This is a genomic window from Devosia sp. ZB163 (assembly GCF_028613635.1).
GTDB lineage: Bacteria > Pseudomonadota > Alphaproteobacteria > Rhizobiales > Devosiaceae > Devosia_A.
The window spans coordinates 227,982-243,742 of sequence record NZ_JAQRMY010000001.1; the positions used below are offsets into that span (position 1 = coordinate 227,982).

Below are 15,761 nucleotides of genomic sequence, written 5' to 3' on the forward strand. Positions count from 1 at the left end.
ACATGTCAGCCATCAAGACCATTCACGGCCGCCAGGTGTGGGATTCGCGCGGACGCCCCACCGTCGAGGTCGAGGTCACCCTCGCCTCCGGCGCCATGGGCCGCGCCATCGCCCCCTCCGGTGCCTCGACCGGCAGCCGCGAGGCACTCGACAAGCGCGATGGCGGGCCCCGCCTCGGCGGCTACGGCGTCAACGCCGCCCTCGCCGCCGTCAACGGCGAAATCGCCAGCCGCCTCAGGGGAATGGAGGGCGCCGACCAGTCGGCCGTCGATGCCGCCCTGATCGGGCTCGACGGCACCGAACAGAAGACGCGGCTGGGCGGCAACGCCATCGTCGCCACCTCCTCGGCCATCGCCTGGGCCGCCGCTGCCGAGCAGAAGATCCCGCTCTGGCAGCACCTCAGGCACCTCGCCGGGCTCGACCCGGCGACCCCGCATATCCCCGCCCCGATGATCCAGATCTTCGGCGGCGGCCGGCATGCCGGCAACCGCATCGACATCCAGGATTTCCTCATCCTCGCCCTCGGCGCCACGAGCTTTGCCGAAGCCACCGAGCAGATCGCCGAAGTCTACATCGCGGCCGCCAAGTCCATGGCGAAACAAGGAAAACTCAACGGCGTCGCCGATGAGGGCGGGGTGTGGCCCGACTTCACCGCCAACGAGGACGGGCTCGACCTGCTCACCCGCGCCATCGAGGATGCCGGTTTCCGGCCGGGCACCGATATCGGCATCGCCCTCGATGTCGCCGCGACATCCTTCTTCTCCAATGGCGCCTACCGCCTCGCCCTCGAAGGCAAGGCCCTCGACACGCTGCAGATGATCGACCTGCTCGCGGGCTGGGTCGACGCCTACCCGATCGTATCGCTCGAGGACCCGCTCGCCGAAGACGACGACGCCGGCTTTACAGAAATCACCCGACGCCTCGGCAATCGCATCCAGGTCATCGGAGATGATTATCTGACAACTTCTTCGTACCGTATCGTACACGCAGCAGAGCGGAATTCCTGCAATTCCGTATTGCTGAAATCAAACCAATGCGGCACGTTGACGGAACTGATTGCTGCCAGTGCGCAGGCCAGATCATTCGGCTGGAATACGATTCAGTCAGGCCGATCGGGTGAAAGCGAGGACATAACGCTCAGTCATCTCGCGGTAGGTTTGCTGTCGGACCAGATCAAGGTCGGTTCGATGACCCGCTCCGAGCGGACTGCAAAATGGAACGAAGTCATTCGCATCGAGGAGCACTTGTCCTCGCCAGGTTACTGCGATTTAGGATACCTCAAATCGAATAGTGAATTCTGGTAGTCGGGGAACTGCTTGGAATCTGGAGAAAAAAGACGGCGTCCAAACCGACCGGTTCGCGTCGAGGACGTAGCAAGGGTCGCCGGGGTCTCCCCGATAACGGTCTCGCGTGCGCTCTCGTATCCCGACAAGGTCAAGGAGGAGACGCGCGCCCGCATCCTCGAGGCCGTAGCCCAGACCGGCTATGTCGTGAACCGCTTCGCCTCGTCGCTCCGCTCGGGCCGCTCCAACGTCATCTCGGTCTTCGTCTCCAGCCTGATGAACCCGCATTTCGCGAGTTCCATGCAGGGCATCCTCGATGCCTTCGAGGGCAGCCCCTACCAACTGATGTTCGCCCAGACCGGCTATTCCGAACAGTTCGAGGCCGACCTGCTCGAAACGGTGCTGCCCTTCCGCCCCGCCGGAGTGGTCTTCACCGGCGTCATCCGCTCGGACAAGTCGCGCGAGGCGCTGCAGCAGCTGGCCATTCCCGTCATCGAGATGTGGGGCTACCGGCCCGATCCCATCGACATGCTGCTCGGCTTCTCCAACCATGAGGGCGGCCGGCTGATGGGCGAGCACTTCGGCCAGAAGGGCTTCCGCCGCATCGCCTATTCCGGCCACACGATCGAGCGCGGCGCCGAGCGCATCGCCGGATTCCGGGAGGGGCTCGCGCGGCACGACGCCACGATCAATCTCATCCATCCCATGGAGGGTACGCGCCGCATCGCCGACGGCATCGATGCCTTCAGGGATATCCGCGCGCAGCTGCCAGACGTCGACGCCATCTTCTTCGGCACCGACATCCTCGCCACCGGCGCGGTGCTGGGTGCGGAAAAGATGGGCGTCGAGGTACCGCGCGAGGTCGCCATCGCCGGCTTCGGCGGGCTCGACTATACCCCCCATGTCCGCCCCTCGCTGACCACCATCCACGTCTCCGGCTACGAAATGGGGCGCGATGCCGGGCGCATGCTGCTCCGCCGCCTCAATGGCGAGCGCGTCGACAAGCCGGTGGTCCAGCAGCCGATCTCCCTCGAGGCGCGCGACTCGACCAATCGCTGAGGTACGTGCAGCGAGCCATTGTCACCGGATGAGCGGATGTCTATCATCGCCACCGGTACGATCCTCCCTCAATCGAAGGAATGCCTGCCCGAACCGTTAGGTTTGGGGTATTGGATCGGCCGGTACAGATTTGAGGAGATCACCATGAGTTCGGGTAATGGCGTGACCAAGACGGGCAAGAAGCTCCGGTCGCGCGCCTGGTTCGACAATCCGGAAAACCCGGACATGACCGCGCTGTATCTCGAGCGCTACCTCAACTACGGCATCTCGCGGGAGGAACTGCAGTCGGGCAAGCCGATCATCGGCATCGCCCAGACCGGCTCCGATATCTCGCCCTGCAACCGTCACCACCTCGAGCTCGCCAAGCGCGTCCGCGACGGCATCCGCGATGCCGGCGGCATCGTCATGGAATTCCCGGTTCACCCGATCCAGGAAACCGGCAAGCGTCCGACCGCCGGCCTCGACCGCAACCTCGCCTATCTCAGCCTCGTCGAAGTGCTGTACGGCTACCCGCTCGACGGCGTGGTGCTGACCATCGGCTGCGACAAGACCACGCCCGCCATGCTGATGGGCGCCGCCACCGTCAACATCCCGGCGATCGCTCTCTCGGTCGGCCCGATGCTCAACGGCTGGTTCCGCGGCGAGCGCACCGGTTCGGGCACCATCGTCTGGAAGGCCCGCCAGATGATGGCGGCCGGCGAGATCGGCTACGAGCAGTTCATCGAGCTGGTGGCGTCCTCCGCCCCCTCGACCGGCTACTGCAACACCATGGGCACGGCCTCGACCATGAACTCGCTGGCCGAGGCGCTGGGCATGCAGCTGCCCGGTTCGGCCGCCATCCCGGCGCCCTACCGCGACCGTCAGGAAATGGCCTGGCGCACCGGCATGCGCATCGTCGAGATGGTGCACGAGGACCTGAAGCCCTCCGACATCCTGACCAAGGACAACTTCATCAACACCATCGTCGTGAACTCGGCGATCGGCGGCTCGACCAACGCCCCCATCCACATCAACGCCATTGCCCGCCATATCGGCGTCGATCTCAACATCGACGACTGGCAGAAGCACGGCCACAAGGTCCCGCTGCTGGTCAACATGCAGCCGGCCGGCGAGTACCTGGGTGAGGACTACTACCATGCCGGCGGCGTGCCGGCCGTGGTCAACGAGCTGATGAAGCAGGGCCTCATCCGCGAGAATGCCCCGACCGTCAACGGCAAGACCATCGGCGAGAACTGCCGCTCGACGACGATCCAGGACGACAAGGTCATCCGCCCGTTCTCGAACCCGATGAAGGCCGAAGCCGGCTTCCTCGTCCTGCGCGGCAACCTGTTCGACAACGCCATCATGAAGACCTCGGTGATCTCCGAGGAGTTCAAGCAGCGCTACCTCTCCGACCCCAAGTCGCCCAATGCCTTCGAAGGCAAGGCAGTGGTGTTCGATGGCCCCGAGGACTACCACAAGCGCATCGACGACCCGTCGCTCGCGATCGACGAGCACACGCTGCTCTTCATGCGCGGCGCCGGCCCGATCGGCTACCCGGGCGCGGCCGAGGTCGTGAACATGCGGCCGCCGGATTACCTGATCAAGAAGGGCGTCACCTCGCTTGCCTGCATCGGCGACGGCCGCCAGTCCGGCACGTCGGGCTCGCCCTCGATCCTCAACGCCTCGCCCGAGGCGGCGGCCGGCGGTAACCTCGCGATCCTCAAGACCGGTGACCGCGTCCGCATCGACCTCAACACCGGTGCGGCCGATATCCTCATCTCCGACGAGGAGATCGCCAGGCGCCAGGCCGAGCTGCAGGCCGCCGGCGGCTACAAGTACCCGGCGCACCAGACCCCCTGGCAGGAGATCCAGCGCGGCATCGTCGACCAGCTCGGCGCAGGCGGCGTGCTCAAGCCAGCGGTCAACTACCAGCGCCTGGCGCAGACCGCCGGTCTGCCCCGCGACAACCACTGATCAACAAGCAAAGGGCCGGTTCAAACCGGCCCTTTCTTCTTGCGGTGGCCGGGCGAATAAGACAACTAGCAGCGGCAATGTTTGACGAATGAGACCCGCCCGGCGCACAATTGCCGGGCATGATGCGGGTGAGGGCTCGATGTCTGATATTCTGGACTATTGCAAAGGGCGCAAGGCACAGACCTTCAAGCCCGGCGAAGTTCTGATCCGCGAAGGCGGTCAGGAAGGCAAGCTCTTCGTCCTGATCGACGGCCAGGTCGAAGTCCTGCGCAAGGATACCCAGGTCAGCTACATCGACGAGCCCGGCTCCATCTTCGGCGAGATGGCGCTTCTTCTCGACATGCCTTCGAGCGCCACGGTCAGGGCGCTCTCTACCGTCAAGGCCTATGCCATCGAGGACGCACTGAGCTTCCTTGGCGGCCAGCCCGAGATCGCGCTCTACGTCGCGACCCTCCTCGCCCGCCGGCTCTACTACACCACGTCGTACCTCGTGGACCTGCAGCAGCAGTCCGAAGGCCGCCGCGAGGACCTCGACCTCGTCGACAAGATCCTCGCCCAACTCGTCGAGCCCGACGAAAAGCACAAGCGCAAGTAGCGCTAGGCGCGCTCACCCACCCTATCAGGTGATCCCCTCGGGCCTGTCCCGGTGATCCAGCCAGGCGAAGTCCTTCGCGTGGGGAGACTATTTCGCCGCGCCGACGCGCGGCGGCTGGATTGCCGGGACAAGCCCGGCAATGAGGAACAAATGGAGCCTCGGGATGCAGCCGCGCCGCCGTCGCTCCCAGCAAGCGGAATTCGCGTGCGCTGCCGTTACACCACGCCCTTGGCCACCAGCACGGCGTAGATGATCACCCCGTAGGTCAGCTGGTGCAGGATCTGGTCGACGCCGTGCAGCGCCCAGAACCGCCGCGGCTGCGTGTCGACATGCACGCCCTTGGAGTAGTGGATCTTCAGCCAGTCGAGCACGTAGTGCACGACGAACTCGGCGACCACGATGCCTACCAGCCACCCGGCCGGCGTCCCCGCGACGAGCAGCACCAGCCCGGTGAGTGCCGCATGGACGCCCGCATGCGCATATCCGCCGATCTTGCGGATGTCGCCCTTGCCGCCGAGCATCCATCCCGGCTGCAGGAAATAGTCGGCCACGTAGTGCTTGAGCTCGAGCCCGGCGAACAGCAGAAAAAAGAGTGCGACCATTCGGTCTGTCCTTAGCGAGGCGGTCCCCCTGTGGCCCGCGCCGGACTCCGATGCTGGCAAGTCGGCCCTGTTGAGGCAAGCACTGAGTTGTGCCCTAATGATCGAGTCGGGGCCATGGCATTCATGGCCCGTTCAGATGCGCACTGTCAGATGTGCCGCGCCGGACGTGTGCCAGGCCAGGAGGTAGTGATGCGTATGCTGCTCGCCTCGTTCACACTGCTTCTTGCCTTTGCCGCATCGCCGGCCTTGGCCGCCTCCGGGAAGGCGCTGGGCGTCGATCCCGCGGCCCGGCTCGAGGATGAGGAAGGCCCGAGGACCCTGGTGGTCGGCACCGATATCTTCATCGGCGACCGCGTCGTCACGGACGCCAGGGGCCTCGTCCAGATCAAGTTTTCCGACAGGACCGAGCTGGTGGTCGGCCCGCGGTCGTCTCTGGTCATAGAGGACTACCTGCTGCGCGAGGACGGCTCGGACGGCAGGTTCGCCATCAACGCACTGAGCGGCACCTTCCGCTTCGTCACCGGCGGCGCCCCCAAGGACCGCTACGCCATCAAGACGCCCACCGGCACCATCGGCGTGCGCGGCACCGCCTTCGACATGAACGTCCACTCCGACCACGCCTCGCTGCTGCTCTACCATGGCGCCGTGACCATGTGTAACAACGCCGGGGCCTGCATCGATGTCGGCGATTTCTGCGACATCGGCATGTTCGACCTGAGCGAGGCGCGCCTGCTCGGCAACGCCGTCGACATGCGCGGCGCCGAACGTACGGCGATGCGCGGCATGTTCCCCTGGTCCGTCTCCGAGAGCGACCTCATCAGCGCCTTCTGGGTGGCCGAGGCCCGCTCCTGCCTCAACGGTGCCCCGACCAGCGCCACGCCCGAGAGCCTAAGCCCCAACGGTGAGGGCGGAAGCCCGCCGCGCCGTCAAGGCAACCCCAACCGCCTCCCCTGATCCCGAGGACCATCGACTCACATGCTCCGGCGCCTCGTTCCCATTCTCGCCGGCCTCGTCGTCGTCCTGCTGCTGACGCTCTTTCGCATTGCCGATCCCTTCCCGATCCAGGTAATGCGCGAGATCGCCTTCGATTTCTACCAGCGCCTGGCGCCCCGGCCCCAGGCGGAATTCCCCGTCCGCGTCGTCGACATCGACGAAGCCTCGCTGGCCGAGATCGGCCAGTGGCCCTGGCCGCGCGACCGCCTTGCCACCCTCACCGACCGGCTGACCGAACTTGGCGCCGCCGCCATCGGCTTCGATATCCTCTTCCCTGAAGCCGACCGCATGTCGCCCAGCCGCATTGCCGCGACCATTCCCGGCGTCGATGCCACAACGCTCCCCGACAACGACCAGATCTTTGCCGCCTCCCTCAGCCGATCGCCCTCGATCCTGGGCTTCTCGCGCACTCCCGGCGGCCGGCCGCTGACCGGCGGCCCCAGGGGCGGCTTCGCCATCTCCGGTCCCGATCCGACCGACGGCCTGCCCTTCCTCTCCGGCACCGCACCGCCTATTCCCGTGCTGCGGGACGCGGCACCCGGTCTTGCCGCGCTCAGCCTCAATTCCGAGCTATCGGCCACCGCCGTCCGGCGCCTCCCCATGCTGTGGACCAATGGCAACGCCATCTTCCCCACGCTCTCGGTGGAAGCACTGCGCGTCGCGATGGGCATCGGCGCCGTCGTCGTCCTCGGCGATACTGCCGCCACCGGCTATGTCGAGGGCCTGCGCATCGGCGATTTCAACGTCCCCCTCACGTCCGAGGGCGACCTCTGGCTCTATTACAGCCGCCCCAACGACGACCTCACGATCTCGGCCTCCGACCTGCTCCGCCCCGGCTACAAGCGGCTCGGCGATCGCATCGCCGGCAACATCGTGCTCGTCGGCACGTCGGCTTCAGGCCTGCTCGATCTCCACAACACCGTGCTCGGCGATAACGTGCCCGGCGTCACCATCCACGCCCAGGCCATCGAGCAGATCATCGCGGGCACCTATCTCAGCCGCCCCGACTGGGTCGGCGGCCTCGAGATCGTCGGCTTCCTCGCCCTCGGCACGCTGCTGGTGCTGATCGTGCTCACCCTCGGTCCCATTGCCGGCCTCGTTGCCGGCGGCCTCTGCGTCGGCGGGGCCGTCGCCTTCTCGTGGTGGATGTTCCGCACCCAGGGCACGATGCTCGATCCGAGCTACCCCATTGTCGGGCTGACGCTGCTCTACCTCGCCCTCGTCTTCTTCCGCTTCCTCACCACCGAGCGGGCCAAGCGCCAGATCCGCCGCGCCTTCGGCTACTACGTCGCCCCCTCGCTGCTCGCCCAGATCGAAAAGAGCAACGAGAAGCTGAAGCTGGGCGGCGACGTGCGCCGCATCACCGTGCTCTTTTCCGATATGCGGGGCTTCACCTCGCTCAGCGAACGGCTTGAGCCGCGCCGCATCCTCACCATCCTCAACACCCTGTTCGGCGCGCTGGGCCACGAGATCGTCGGGCGCATGGGTACCATCGACAAGTTCATCGGCGACGCCATCATGGCATTCTGGAACGCGCCGGTGGATGTGCCCGACCATGAGCGGAAGGCCCTCCGCGCCGCCCTCGGCATGCGCGAGAAGCTCGCCCAGCTCAACGCCACGGACGCCTTTCACCTCCGCGCCGACAGGGCCCCGGTCGAGGCCCTCGGCATCGGTATCGGCATCTCGACCGGCGAGGCACTGGTCGGCAACATGGGCCTCGAGACCCGCTTCGACTATTCGGCCCTCGGCGACACCGTGAACGTCGCGGCCCGGGTCGAGAGCGCCTGCAAGGAGGTCGGCTACGACATCCTCGTCTCCGACGCGGTCCGCCTCGTCGCCTCCGATTTTGCCCTGCTCGAGGCTGGCGCGCTCGCCCTCAAGGGCAAGGCCGAACGGGTGAAGATCCACCTCCTCGTCGGCGATTCCGAACTCGCCAAGTCCGGCGCCTTCAGCCTGCTGCGCACCACCCACAACGAGGTGCTCGAAGCGCTGCGCACCGGCAACGACGTGCGCGGCGGCCTCGCCGAATGCCTCGCGCTCTCCGCCCGCGTCGAGCCCGGCCTCGTCAAGTTCTACGAAACCCTCCCCAGCCGCCGTGCAGATTTCGAGGCGACCGATACCCTCCCGCCCGAGGTGGCCAAGGTAGGATGAAATCCCGGCCGGGCGCCTCCCTCCCCCTTGAGGGGAGGGACCGAGGGAGGGGGTGGTCCAGTGGATCACCGATGGACCCTCAGTTCAGGGAGAACACAGCTCACTCTCCCGCATAAACCTCGCGCATTTCCTCGATCTCGCCCAGCGCCGCATAGATCGGGCGCCAGTCGTCGGCCTCGGCGATCGGCGCCCACAGCGCCTCCATCTCGTCGATCAGCATGGTGCGGGGCGTATCGCGCTTGAAGTAGGGATGGTCGAGATTGGCGTCTGCCGCCCGGCCATGCGCCGCGATCATCCCCTTCAGCGCCGCGAACCCCTCGCCACGGTAGTGCTCCGCCGCCGGGCTCCGCAGCGCCCGCGTTTCGTCCCCGCCGCGCCAGTCGAAGAAGAACTGCTCGTAGCCCATCTGCGATTGATGGAGGAACGAGAACACCTCGGCGACGAGCGTCGAGTCCTGTTCGAGCCCGAGCGGCTCAAGCCCGAGCCGATCGAGGATCGCCGCCCAGATCGAGCGCTGGAACGCCGGCCAGTAGCGGTTGAGCGCCGCCTCCATTTCCGTATGCTCGCCCAGCGGCAGCAGCACCTCGGCAAGGCGCGTCAGGTTCCAGGCGAGGACGTCGGGCTGCTTGCCGAAGGCGTAGAGCCCCCACTCGTCGAAATAGGCGGCGGTGAAGTTGGGGTCGTAGGTCGGCAGGAACCGCCACGGTCCGTAGTCGAAGCTCTCGCCGGTGATGTTGATGTTATCGGTGTTCAGCACACCATGGACGAACCCGGCCGCGATCCAGCGCGCGCCCGTCTCGGCCACCGCCTCGCTCACTGCCCCGAGGAACTTCGCCGCCCGGCCATTGTCTCCGTCGACCCAGAGCTCGGGGTAGTAAGCCTTGACCGAATAGTCGAGGAGGCGTCCCAGCCGCTCGTCTTCCTTGAGGTAGCTGAGCCGCTGGAAGGTGCCGATGCGCGTATGTCCGTGGCTGAGACGCACCAGAACGGACGATCGCGTCGGCGAAGGCTCGTCCCCGCGCTGCAACTCCTCACCCGTCTCGATGAGGCTCAGCGATTTCGAGGTATTGACCCCCAGCGCTTCGAGCATGGCCGTCGCCAGCACCTCGCGCACGCCGCCCTTGAGCGTCAGCCGCCCGTCGCCCCCGCGCGACCAGGGCGTGCGCCCCGATCCCTTGGTGCCCAAATCCATCAGGCGCCCGTCATTGAGGTCCTCGAGCTGGGCGAAGAGGAACCCGCGGCCATCACCGATATCTGGGTTGTAGGTCTGAAACTGGTGCCCGTGATAGCGCAGCGCCAGCGGCTCCGCGAACGAGCCCTCAAGCAGCTCGAACCGTCCGAAATGGGCAATCCACTCCTCGTCCGTCAGCCCGTCGAGCCCCACCGACGCCGCCGCCCGCTGGTTGCGATAGCGCAGGATGTGCTGGGGAAAGGTGGCCGCCCGGACCTTGTCGAAATAGCCCTCGCCGAGCTCTGCATGGGTAGTGCGGGGTTTGAACGGAGTCATCGTGGCTTAGCCCCTCATCCGGCGCTACGCGCCACCTTCTCCCCGACGGGGAGAAGAATCCTGCAGAGCCGGTGACGGGCACCATTCCTCTCCCCGTCGGGGAGAGGGTGGATCGCGCGCAGCGCGAGACGGGTGAGGGGTCGCGGAGCCGTGATGCTGCAAGTCACCGCCGGAACACCCCCACCACCTCGACATGCGTCGAGTAGGCGAACTGATCCACCGGCACCACACTCTCCAGCCGATACCCGCCCTCGATCAGGATCGCCGCATCGCGCGCAAATGTCTTGGGCTCGCACGAGACAGCCACCACCGTCTTCACCTTACTCCGCGCGAGTTCCCTGGCCTGCGCTTCGGCCCCGGCCCGTGGCGGGTCGAACACCACTGCATCGAACGGGTCGAGCTCTATCGGCGCCAGTGGGTCGCGGAACAGGTCACGGACCTTGCCCTCGACCGGCTTCAGCCCCTGCACGTGGTTCACCGCCTTGACCAGCGCCGCGATTGCCGGCCGGTCGCTGTCGGCCGCGAACACCCGCGACTGCTCCGCGAGCCGCAGCGCGAACGGGCCCGCACCGGAGAAGAGGTCCGCGACCGACTTCGCCTTGCCCACGCCCTCGACCACCAGCCGCGCCAGCGTCGCCTCTGCCGCTTCGGTTGCCTGGAGGAAGCTCGCCGGCGGGATTTCCACCAGCCCCTTGCCCATCTTCACTGCCGGCGGCCGCGCCATGAAGATCGGCTCGCCATTGAAGGTCAGCCGCGCCAGCTTGTGGGTCCGCGCGAACTCGGCAAGCTGCACCGGCTTGAGTTTCCGCTCCGATTTCACCGAGAGGTCGAGCCCCGTGTCGGTGAGCGTGAAGCTCGCATCGCAATCGCCCGCCAGCGGATGGAGCGCCCGCGCAATGCGTGGCGCCGCCTTCTGCAGGCTGGGCACGAGGATCGCGCAGCTCTCGATGTCGAGCACCTCGTGGCTCCGGGCCCGCATGTAGCCCGCGGCGCCCTTGCGCACATGCAGCGTCGCCCGCCGGCGCCCGAGCCCCGTCGCATCGATGAGCTCTGCCACCTCCGCCACCACGCCGGCATGCGCCAGCGCCGTGACGACCAGATCGCGCTTGAACGCCGCATAGGCCGCCGGGCTCATATGCTGCAGCGCACAGCCACCACAGCGCCCGAAATAGGAACTGATCGGCTCGATCCGGTCGGGGCTCGGCTCGAGCACCTCGACCAGTGTGCCCCGCTCACCGTCGACATCCGCCTCGACCCGCTCCCCCGGCAGGGTGAACGGCACATACACGCGATTGCCGCCGGTCTCGGCGACACCGTCGCCATGCTGCCCGAGGGACTGGATGAGAAGTTCGGTCATGGCCCTGCCTTAGCAGCCCTTGCCTATGGCCGTAAGACCCCTCATCCGGCGCTTCGCGCCACCTTCTCCCCGACGGGGAGAAGAATACCGAGCGGCCGGTGGGCCACCACTGTTCCTCTCCCCGTCGGGGAGAGGGTGGATCGCGCACAGCGCGAGACGGGTGAGGGGTTGAGTTCCCACCCTTGCGCCCCTACCGGCTCACCCGCTCCAGCAGGCTCGCGATCGAGAAGAACGGGATCCCCATCCGCTCGCTGAGCCCCGTGGCGCAGGTCGAGACCGTGGAGAGGCCGAACTCGCAGCCCTCGGGGATCTGCGCCTTGGCGAAGCGCGTCGCGTGCGCGTTGAGCTCGGGCACATAGAGGCCCTTGTCGCCGGCATAGCCGCAGCAGGTGATGGCATCGAGCACCACGACCTTGTCCGCAATCGCCACCGCCAGCGCCTCGATCGCCGACTGTTCCTTGAGCCGCTGCGCCGAGCAGTTGTGGTGCACCGCCACCGCCGGCAGCTTGCCGGTGATCTTCAGCCGCGGCAGCACCTCGGCGATGAGGAACTCGGCCGAGTCGGCGACCGGCGCCGCGCCCGGATGCTCGCGCATGTGCTTGGCGCAGGTCGAGGCGTCGGTCAGCACCGGGAAGCGGCCGGCGCCGGAGAGCCGGTCGATCTCGGTGCGCGTCGAACTGCCCACCCGTTCCGCCTCGTCGGGGAACCCCTTGGAAAGGAACGGCTGCCCGCAGCACTGCCCTTCGGCATGCTCGGGCACTACCGGATCGAAGCCCGCGCGCCTGAGCAGCGCCATCATCGCGTCGGTCGTGGGCAGCATGCCGTTCTCGGCCGTGGCCGAGCCGAACATGCGCGTCGCGCAACTGGGGAAGTAGACCACCCGTCCCTGCGGCGCACCGGTCGCCACCGGCCCCGGTTTCGGCGCACCCGGCCCCGGACGCAGCGCCGGCGAGACGCGCGGCACCGCCTTGGGCGCCAGCGCATGGAGCGCCCCCGCCACCGCATCGACGACCCCGTCGCCGACGACCCGGCGCGAGAAGGCCTGCGTCGCAACGCCCAGCTTCATTCCCGTCTCGAGCGCGACCGTATGATCCGCAACCCAGTGCGCGACGCCCTTGGCCCGTTCGGTCCGCCGCCGCGCGCGTTCGCCGATCACCATGGTTCCGGTTTCGATTCCCACCGGGCAGCGAAGTGAGCAGAGATTGCATGCAGCGCAGGTATCGAGCCCGGCATACTGGAAGCCCTCGTCGAGCGCCGCGAGCCGCTCGGGGTCCTCACCCGTCTGGCGCAGCCGCGCCCGTTCGCGCGTCACGGCGATACGCTGGCGGGGCGAGAGGGTCATGTGGTGGCTGGGGCAGGCCGGCTCGCAGAAACCGCACTCGATGCAGAGGTCGATGACCTCGTCGGCCAGCGGCATCAGCTTCAGGTTCTTGATGTGGATATCCGGATCGGGATTGAGCAGGACACCCGGATTGAGCAGCCCCTCCGGATCGAACAGGCGCTTGATCTCATGCATGATGAGATAGGCCTTGGTGCCCCACTCGGCCTCGACGAACGGCGCGATGGCGCGGCCCGTGCCATGCTCGGCCTTCAGAGAGCCGCCATAGCGGACCGACACCAGCTCCGACAGCTCCTTCGAGAAGTGATCGAACTTCACCGCCGCCTGCGGATCCATGAAGCTGTCGCTCATCTGGAAGTGCAGGTTCCCGGCCAGCGCGTGCCCGAAGATGATCGCATCCTCGTAGCCGCAATCGTCCAGAAGCTTCCGCATATCGATGACGAAGTCGGCCAGCCGGTCGATCGGCGCCGCCACGTCCTCGGTCAGCATCGAGGTGCCCTTCGGCCGAGCCGCCCCGCCGGTGGCGAAGAAGCCTTTCCGCACATCCCAAAGCCCGTGTGAAATGTCTTCGTCGGCCGAGAAGGTGATGTCCGTCGCGCCTTCCGAGGCGAGGATCGCCGAAGCCTTCGCCGTCTCCTGCTCCAGCGTCGCCTGATCGGGCGCCGAGATGTCGATGAGGATCACCGGCGAGGTCTCGGTGAAGAACTTCACATAGGGCTGGATCGCCGGCAGGTGTTCCACCGTCTGGAGCGCCCGCCGCTCGATATACTCGGCCGCGGTCACCCCGGTCGTCGTCTGCACCCCGCCATTGGCGAGCTTCGAGATGGCGCGCGCGCACGAATAGGGATCGGGGAACGGGATCAGCCCGGTCACCTTGTAGGGGTGCTCGGGAATGGTGTTGTAGGTCACCTCGGACACGAACCCGAGCGTTCCTTCCGAACCCACGATCAGGTGGATCAGGATGTCGATCGGGTCGTGGAAATCGAGCAGCGCATTGATCGAGTAGCCGACCGTGTTCTTGATCCGGTACTTCTTCCTGATCAGCTCGACCAGTTCCGGGTCGGCCGCCACCTTCTTGTGCAGCGCCGTGAGTTCGGCGAGCAGGTGCGCATGCGACACCCGGAACGCCGCGACCGATTCCGGATCGCCGGAATCGAGCACCGTGCCGTCGACCAGCATCACCCTGAGGCGGTGCATGGTGTGGTAGGTGTTGTAGGCGACGCCGCAGCACATGCCCGACGAGTTGTTGTTCACCACCCCGCCGATCTTGCAGGTCGCCTGGCTCGCCGGATCCGGCCCGAGCTTGGCGTTGAACGGCTTCAGTGCCCGGTTGGCGTTGGCGACGATCACTGCCGGCCCCAGCGTCACCCTCAGGCCCTCATCGTGGACCTGCAGCTTCTTCCAGCCGTCGCCGAGCACCGCGAGGACACCCTCGGTGATCGCCTGTCCGGAAAGCGACGTCCCCGCCGCCCGGAAGGTCAGCGGCAGCCTCTCGGCCCGCGCCGCCTCGATCACGGCCCGCACCTCGTCCTCGGTGTTGACGATCACCACCACTGCCGGCACCAGCCGGTACGAACTCGCATCGCCCGAATAGGCGTAGGTCATCAGCGCGTCGGTCATGATCCGGTCCTTGCGGATCACGTCCTTGAGCCGCGCCACTACGCCCTGCGCCGCCGAAGCCCTGTCCACCCCGATGGGGGCCATCTCGTTCACGTCAGTTTCCGCCCTTTTTGGATTGGACCGGGATCAGGACAAGCGGCAGGCTTTCCGTTCGATCGCGCGACCAAGCAAGCATTGCTGACATGTTAGAGCCATTCCAACCTGCGTGGTAGTCGGCGGTTGGTCGCGTGGCGAAACAAAGTGGCGCCGCAGCACAAAAAGAAACTCCCGCCGGCCGGAGGCGGGCGGGAGTGATGCAGGCGGCAGGGGCCGGTTTAGCCGAGATCGATGTCGTTCGGGTCGTCGTCGAGCCCCGCGCGAATATCCTGGGCCGCACGGCGAAGGATTTCGCTGATCCGGCTCTCCTGCTCGGGCCCCTGCCGCAGGGCCTGCTTGATCGCCTTCTTGAGCGCCTTGCGGGCCTCGTTCACTTCCGGCGCCACGTCGTCGATATCACGGTCGGGCCGCTCCGCTCGGAAGGGCTGTTCCGGTCGTTCCGGGCGCTCCGGCCGGTCGGGGTGCGGAGGCGGCGAAGTCTCGCGGTCGCCGAACCAGCCGCGGCGGCCAAATTCCTTGCCCATGCCGCGAAAGTGCTCGCGGAAGTGCTCGGCCTCCTCGGGCGTGAACGGGAAATCGCGGCTCTGCATGCGCTCGCGCAGGTGCTCCATGCCGGAGCCGGCCTTGGCGAGGAATTCGAGCGTCGACTGGATCGCTTCCCGATTGTCCTCGAGATGCGTCCTGCCCTCATCGGTGATGGTGTAGAGCTTCTTGTTCCCGTCGGCCGCCGAGGTCACATAGCCCGCTTCCTCGAGATAGGTCAGCGCCGGATAGACGATGCCCGGGCTCGGCGAATAGAAGCCATGCGAGTGCTCCTCGATCGCCTTGATCAGGTCGTAGCCGTGCCGGGGCTGCTGCTCGATCAGGTAGAGTGCGACGAGCCTGAGGTCGCCCGAGGCCAGCATCCGCCCGATGCGGAAATTGCCCCCGAACCCACCCCAGTCGCCTGGGTTGATGTTGGCTTCGAAGTTCCCGAACTTGCGGAACCCGCGCCGCGCCATGGCTTCCATGCGCCGCCAGTTCCGGTCCCACCTATGGTCGTGATCGTGCATCTGTCACTCCAAGATATATCTTACGATGGCCGAAAGATATGCCTCCACCACCGGAGCTTCAAGATAGCTCTCAAGATATATCTTAAATCAGCGATACTGCCTGATCCTCCCCCGCGCGGCGGGGGAGGGGAACCACCCGAAGGGTGGTGGA

At 66.6% G+C, this 15,761-nt stretch carries 11 protein-coding genes; 6 read left to right on the forward strand and 5 right to left on the reverse strand.

The window, feature by feature from the left end:
- Nucleotides 1–2: 2 nt before the first annotated feature.
- The 4 genes from eno to PRN20_RS01150 all read left to right on the forward strand — a co-directional run bounded on the left by eno (nt 3) and on the right by PRN20_RS01150 (nt 4,893).
- Nucleotides 3–1,304: a phosphopyruvate hydratase gene (gene eno, locus PRN20_RS01135; RefSeq protein WP_273955104.1), complete on the forward strand. Its 1,302-nt coding sequence runs from the start codon at nt 3–5 to the stop codon at nt 1,302–1,304.
- Between the two features lie 12 nt (nt 1,305–1,316).
- Nucleotides 1,317–2,342, forward strand: coding sequence for a LacI family DNA-binding transcriptional regulator (locus PRN20_RS01140; protein ID WP_273955105.1), 1,026 nt, complete (start codon nt 1,317–1,319; stop codon nt 2,340–2,342).
- Nucleotides 2,343–2,486: 144 nt separating this feature from the next.
- Nucleotides 2,487–4,298: an IlvD/Edd family dehydratase gene (locus PRN20_RS01145; protein WP_273955107.1), complete on the forward strand. Its 1,812-nt coding sequence runs from the start codon at nt 2,487–2,489 to the stop codon at nt 4,296–4,298.
- Between the two features lie 139 nt (nt 4,299–4,437).
- Nucleotides 4,438–4,893 (forward strand): Crp/Fnr family transcriptional regulator, encoded by a 456-nt coding sequence (locus PRN20_RS01150; RefSeq protein WP_273955108.1) that lies wholly within the window; start codon nt 4,438–4,440, stop codon nt 4,891–4,893.
- Nucleotides 4,894–5,108: 215 nt separating this feature from the next.
- Here PRN20_RS01150 and PRN20_RS01155 read toward each other — a convergent pair whose 3' ends face one another.
- Nucleotides 5,109–5,495 (reverse strand): DUF3307 domain-containing protein, encoded by a 387-nt coding sequence (locus tag PRN20_RS01155; RefSeq protein ID WP_273955110.1) that lies wholly within the window; start codon nt 5,493–5,495, stop codon nt 5,109–5,111.
- Between the two features lie 189 nt (nt 5,496–5,684).
- Here PRN20_RS01155 and PRN20_RS01160 point away from each other — a divergent pair, with 189 nt between their 5' ends.
- Both PRN20_RS01160 and PRN20_RS01165 read left to right on the forward strand, forming a co-directional pair.
- Entirely contained in the window at nt 5,685–6,449 is a 765-nt protein-coding gene (locus PRN20_RS01160; protein ID WP_273955111.1) for a FecR family protein, read from the forward strand.
- Between the two features lie 21 nt (nt 6,450–6,470).
- On the forward strand, nt 6,471–8,639 hold the full coding sequence (locus PRN20_RS01165) for a CHASE2 domain-containing protein (protein ID WP_273955113.1): 2,169 nt from the start codon (nt 6,471–6,473) through the stop codon (nt 8,637–8,639).
- A 100-nt stretch (nt 8,640–8,739) separates the two neighbouring features.
- Here the strand turns inward: PRN20_RS01165 and PRN20_RS01170 are convergent, their stop codons facing one another.
- From PRN20_RS01170 to PRN20_RS01185, 4 genes are all read right to left on the reverse strand, one after another.
- Complete coding sequence (locus PRN20_RS01170) at nt 8,740–10,146, reverse strand: protein adenylyltransferase SelO (RefSeq protein WP_273955114.1); 1,407 nt, start codon at nt 10,144–10,146, stop codon at nt 8,740–8,742.
- A gap of 163 nt (nt 10,147–10,309) precedes the next feature.
- Complete coding sequence (locus PRN20_RS01175) at nt 10,310–11,503, reverse strand: class I SAM-dependent RNA methyltransferase (protein WP_273955115.1); 1,194 nt, start codon at nt 11,501–11,503, stop codon at nt 10,310–10,312.
- 190 nt (nt 11,504–11,693) lie between these two features.
- A complete protein-coding gene (locus tag PRN20_RS01180; protein ID WP_273956755.1) occupies nt 11,694–14,546 on the reverse strand; it encodes an FAD-binding and (Fe-S)-binding domain-containing protein in 2,853 nt (950 codons plus the stop codon).
- Nucleotides 14,547–14,776: 230 nt separating this feature from the next.
- Nucleotides 14,777–15,610: a PadR family transcriptional regulator gene (locus PRN20_RS01185; protein WP_273955116.1), complete on the reverse strand. Its 834-nt coding sequence runs from the start codon at nt 15,608–15,610 to the stop codon at nt 14,777–14,779.
- Nucleotides 15,611–15,761 lie beyond the last annotated feature (151 nt).

What these genes read in the sequence shown, in the direction of transcription:
- eno (WP_273955104.1), top strand. Translation starts at nt 3, where the DNA reads ATGTCAGCCATCAAGACCATTCACGGCCGCCAGGTGTGGGATTCGCGC.
- PRN20_RS01145 (WP_273955107.1), top strand. Translation starts at nt 2,487, where the DNA reads ATGAGTTCGGGTAATGGCGTGACCAAGACGGGCAAGAAGCTCCGGTCG.
- PRN20_RS01150 (WP_273955108.1), top strand. Translation starts at nt 4,438, where the DNA reads ATGTCTGATATTCTGGACTATTGCAAAGGGCGCAAGGCACAGACCTTC.
- PRN20_RS01155 (WP_273955110.1), bottom strand. Translation starts at nt 5,495, where the DNA reads ATGGTCGCACTCTTTTTTCTGCTGTTCGCCGGGCTCGAGCTCAAGCAC.
- PRN20_RS01160 (WP_273955111.1), top strand. Translation starts at nt 5,685, where the DNA reads ATGCGTATGCTGCTCGCCTCGTTCACACTGCTTCTTGCCTTTGCCGCA.
- PRN20_RS01165 (WP_273955113.1), top strand. Translation starts at nt 6,471, where the DNA reads ATGCTCCGGCGCCTCGTTCCCATTCTCGCCGGCCTCGTCGTCGTCCTG.
- PRN20_RS01170 (WP_273955114.1), bottom strand. Translation starts at nt 10,146, where the DNA reads ATGACTCCGTTCAAACCCCGCACTACCCATGCAGAGCTCGGCGAGGGC.
- PRN20_RS01175 (WP_273955115.1), bottom strand. Translation starts at nt 11,503, where the DNA reads ATGACCGAACTTCTCATCCAGTCCCTCGGGCAGCATGGCGACGGTGTC.
- PRN20_RS01180 (WP_273956755.1), bottom strand. Translation starts at nt 14,546, where the DNA reads ATGGCCCCCATCGGGGTGGACAGGGCTTCGGCGGCGCAGGGCGTAGTG.
- PRN20_RS01185 (WP_273955116.1), bottom strand. Translation starts at nt 15,610, where the DNA reads ATGCACGATCACGACCATAGGTGGGACCGGAACTGGCGGCGCATGGAA.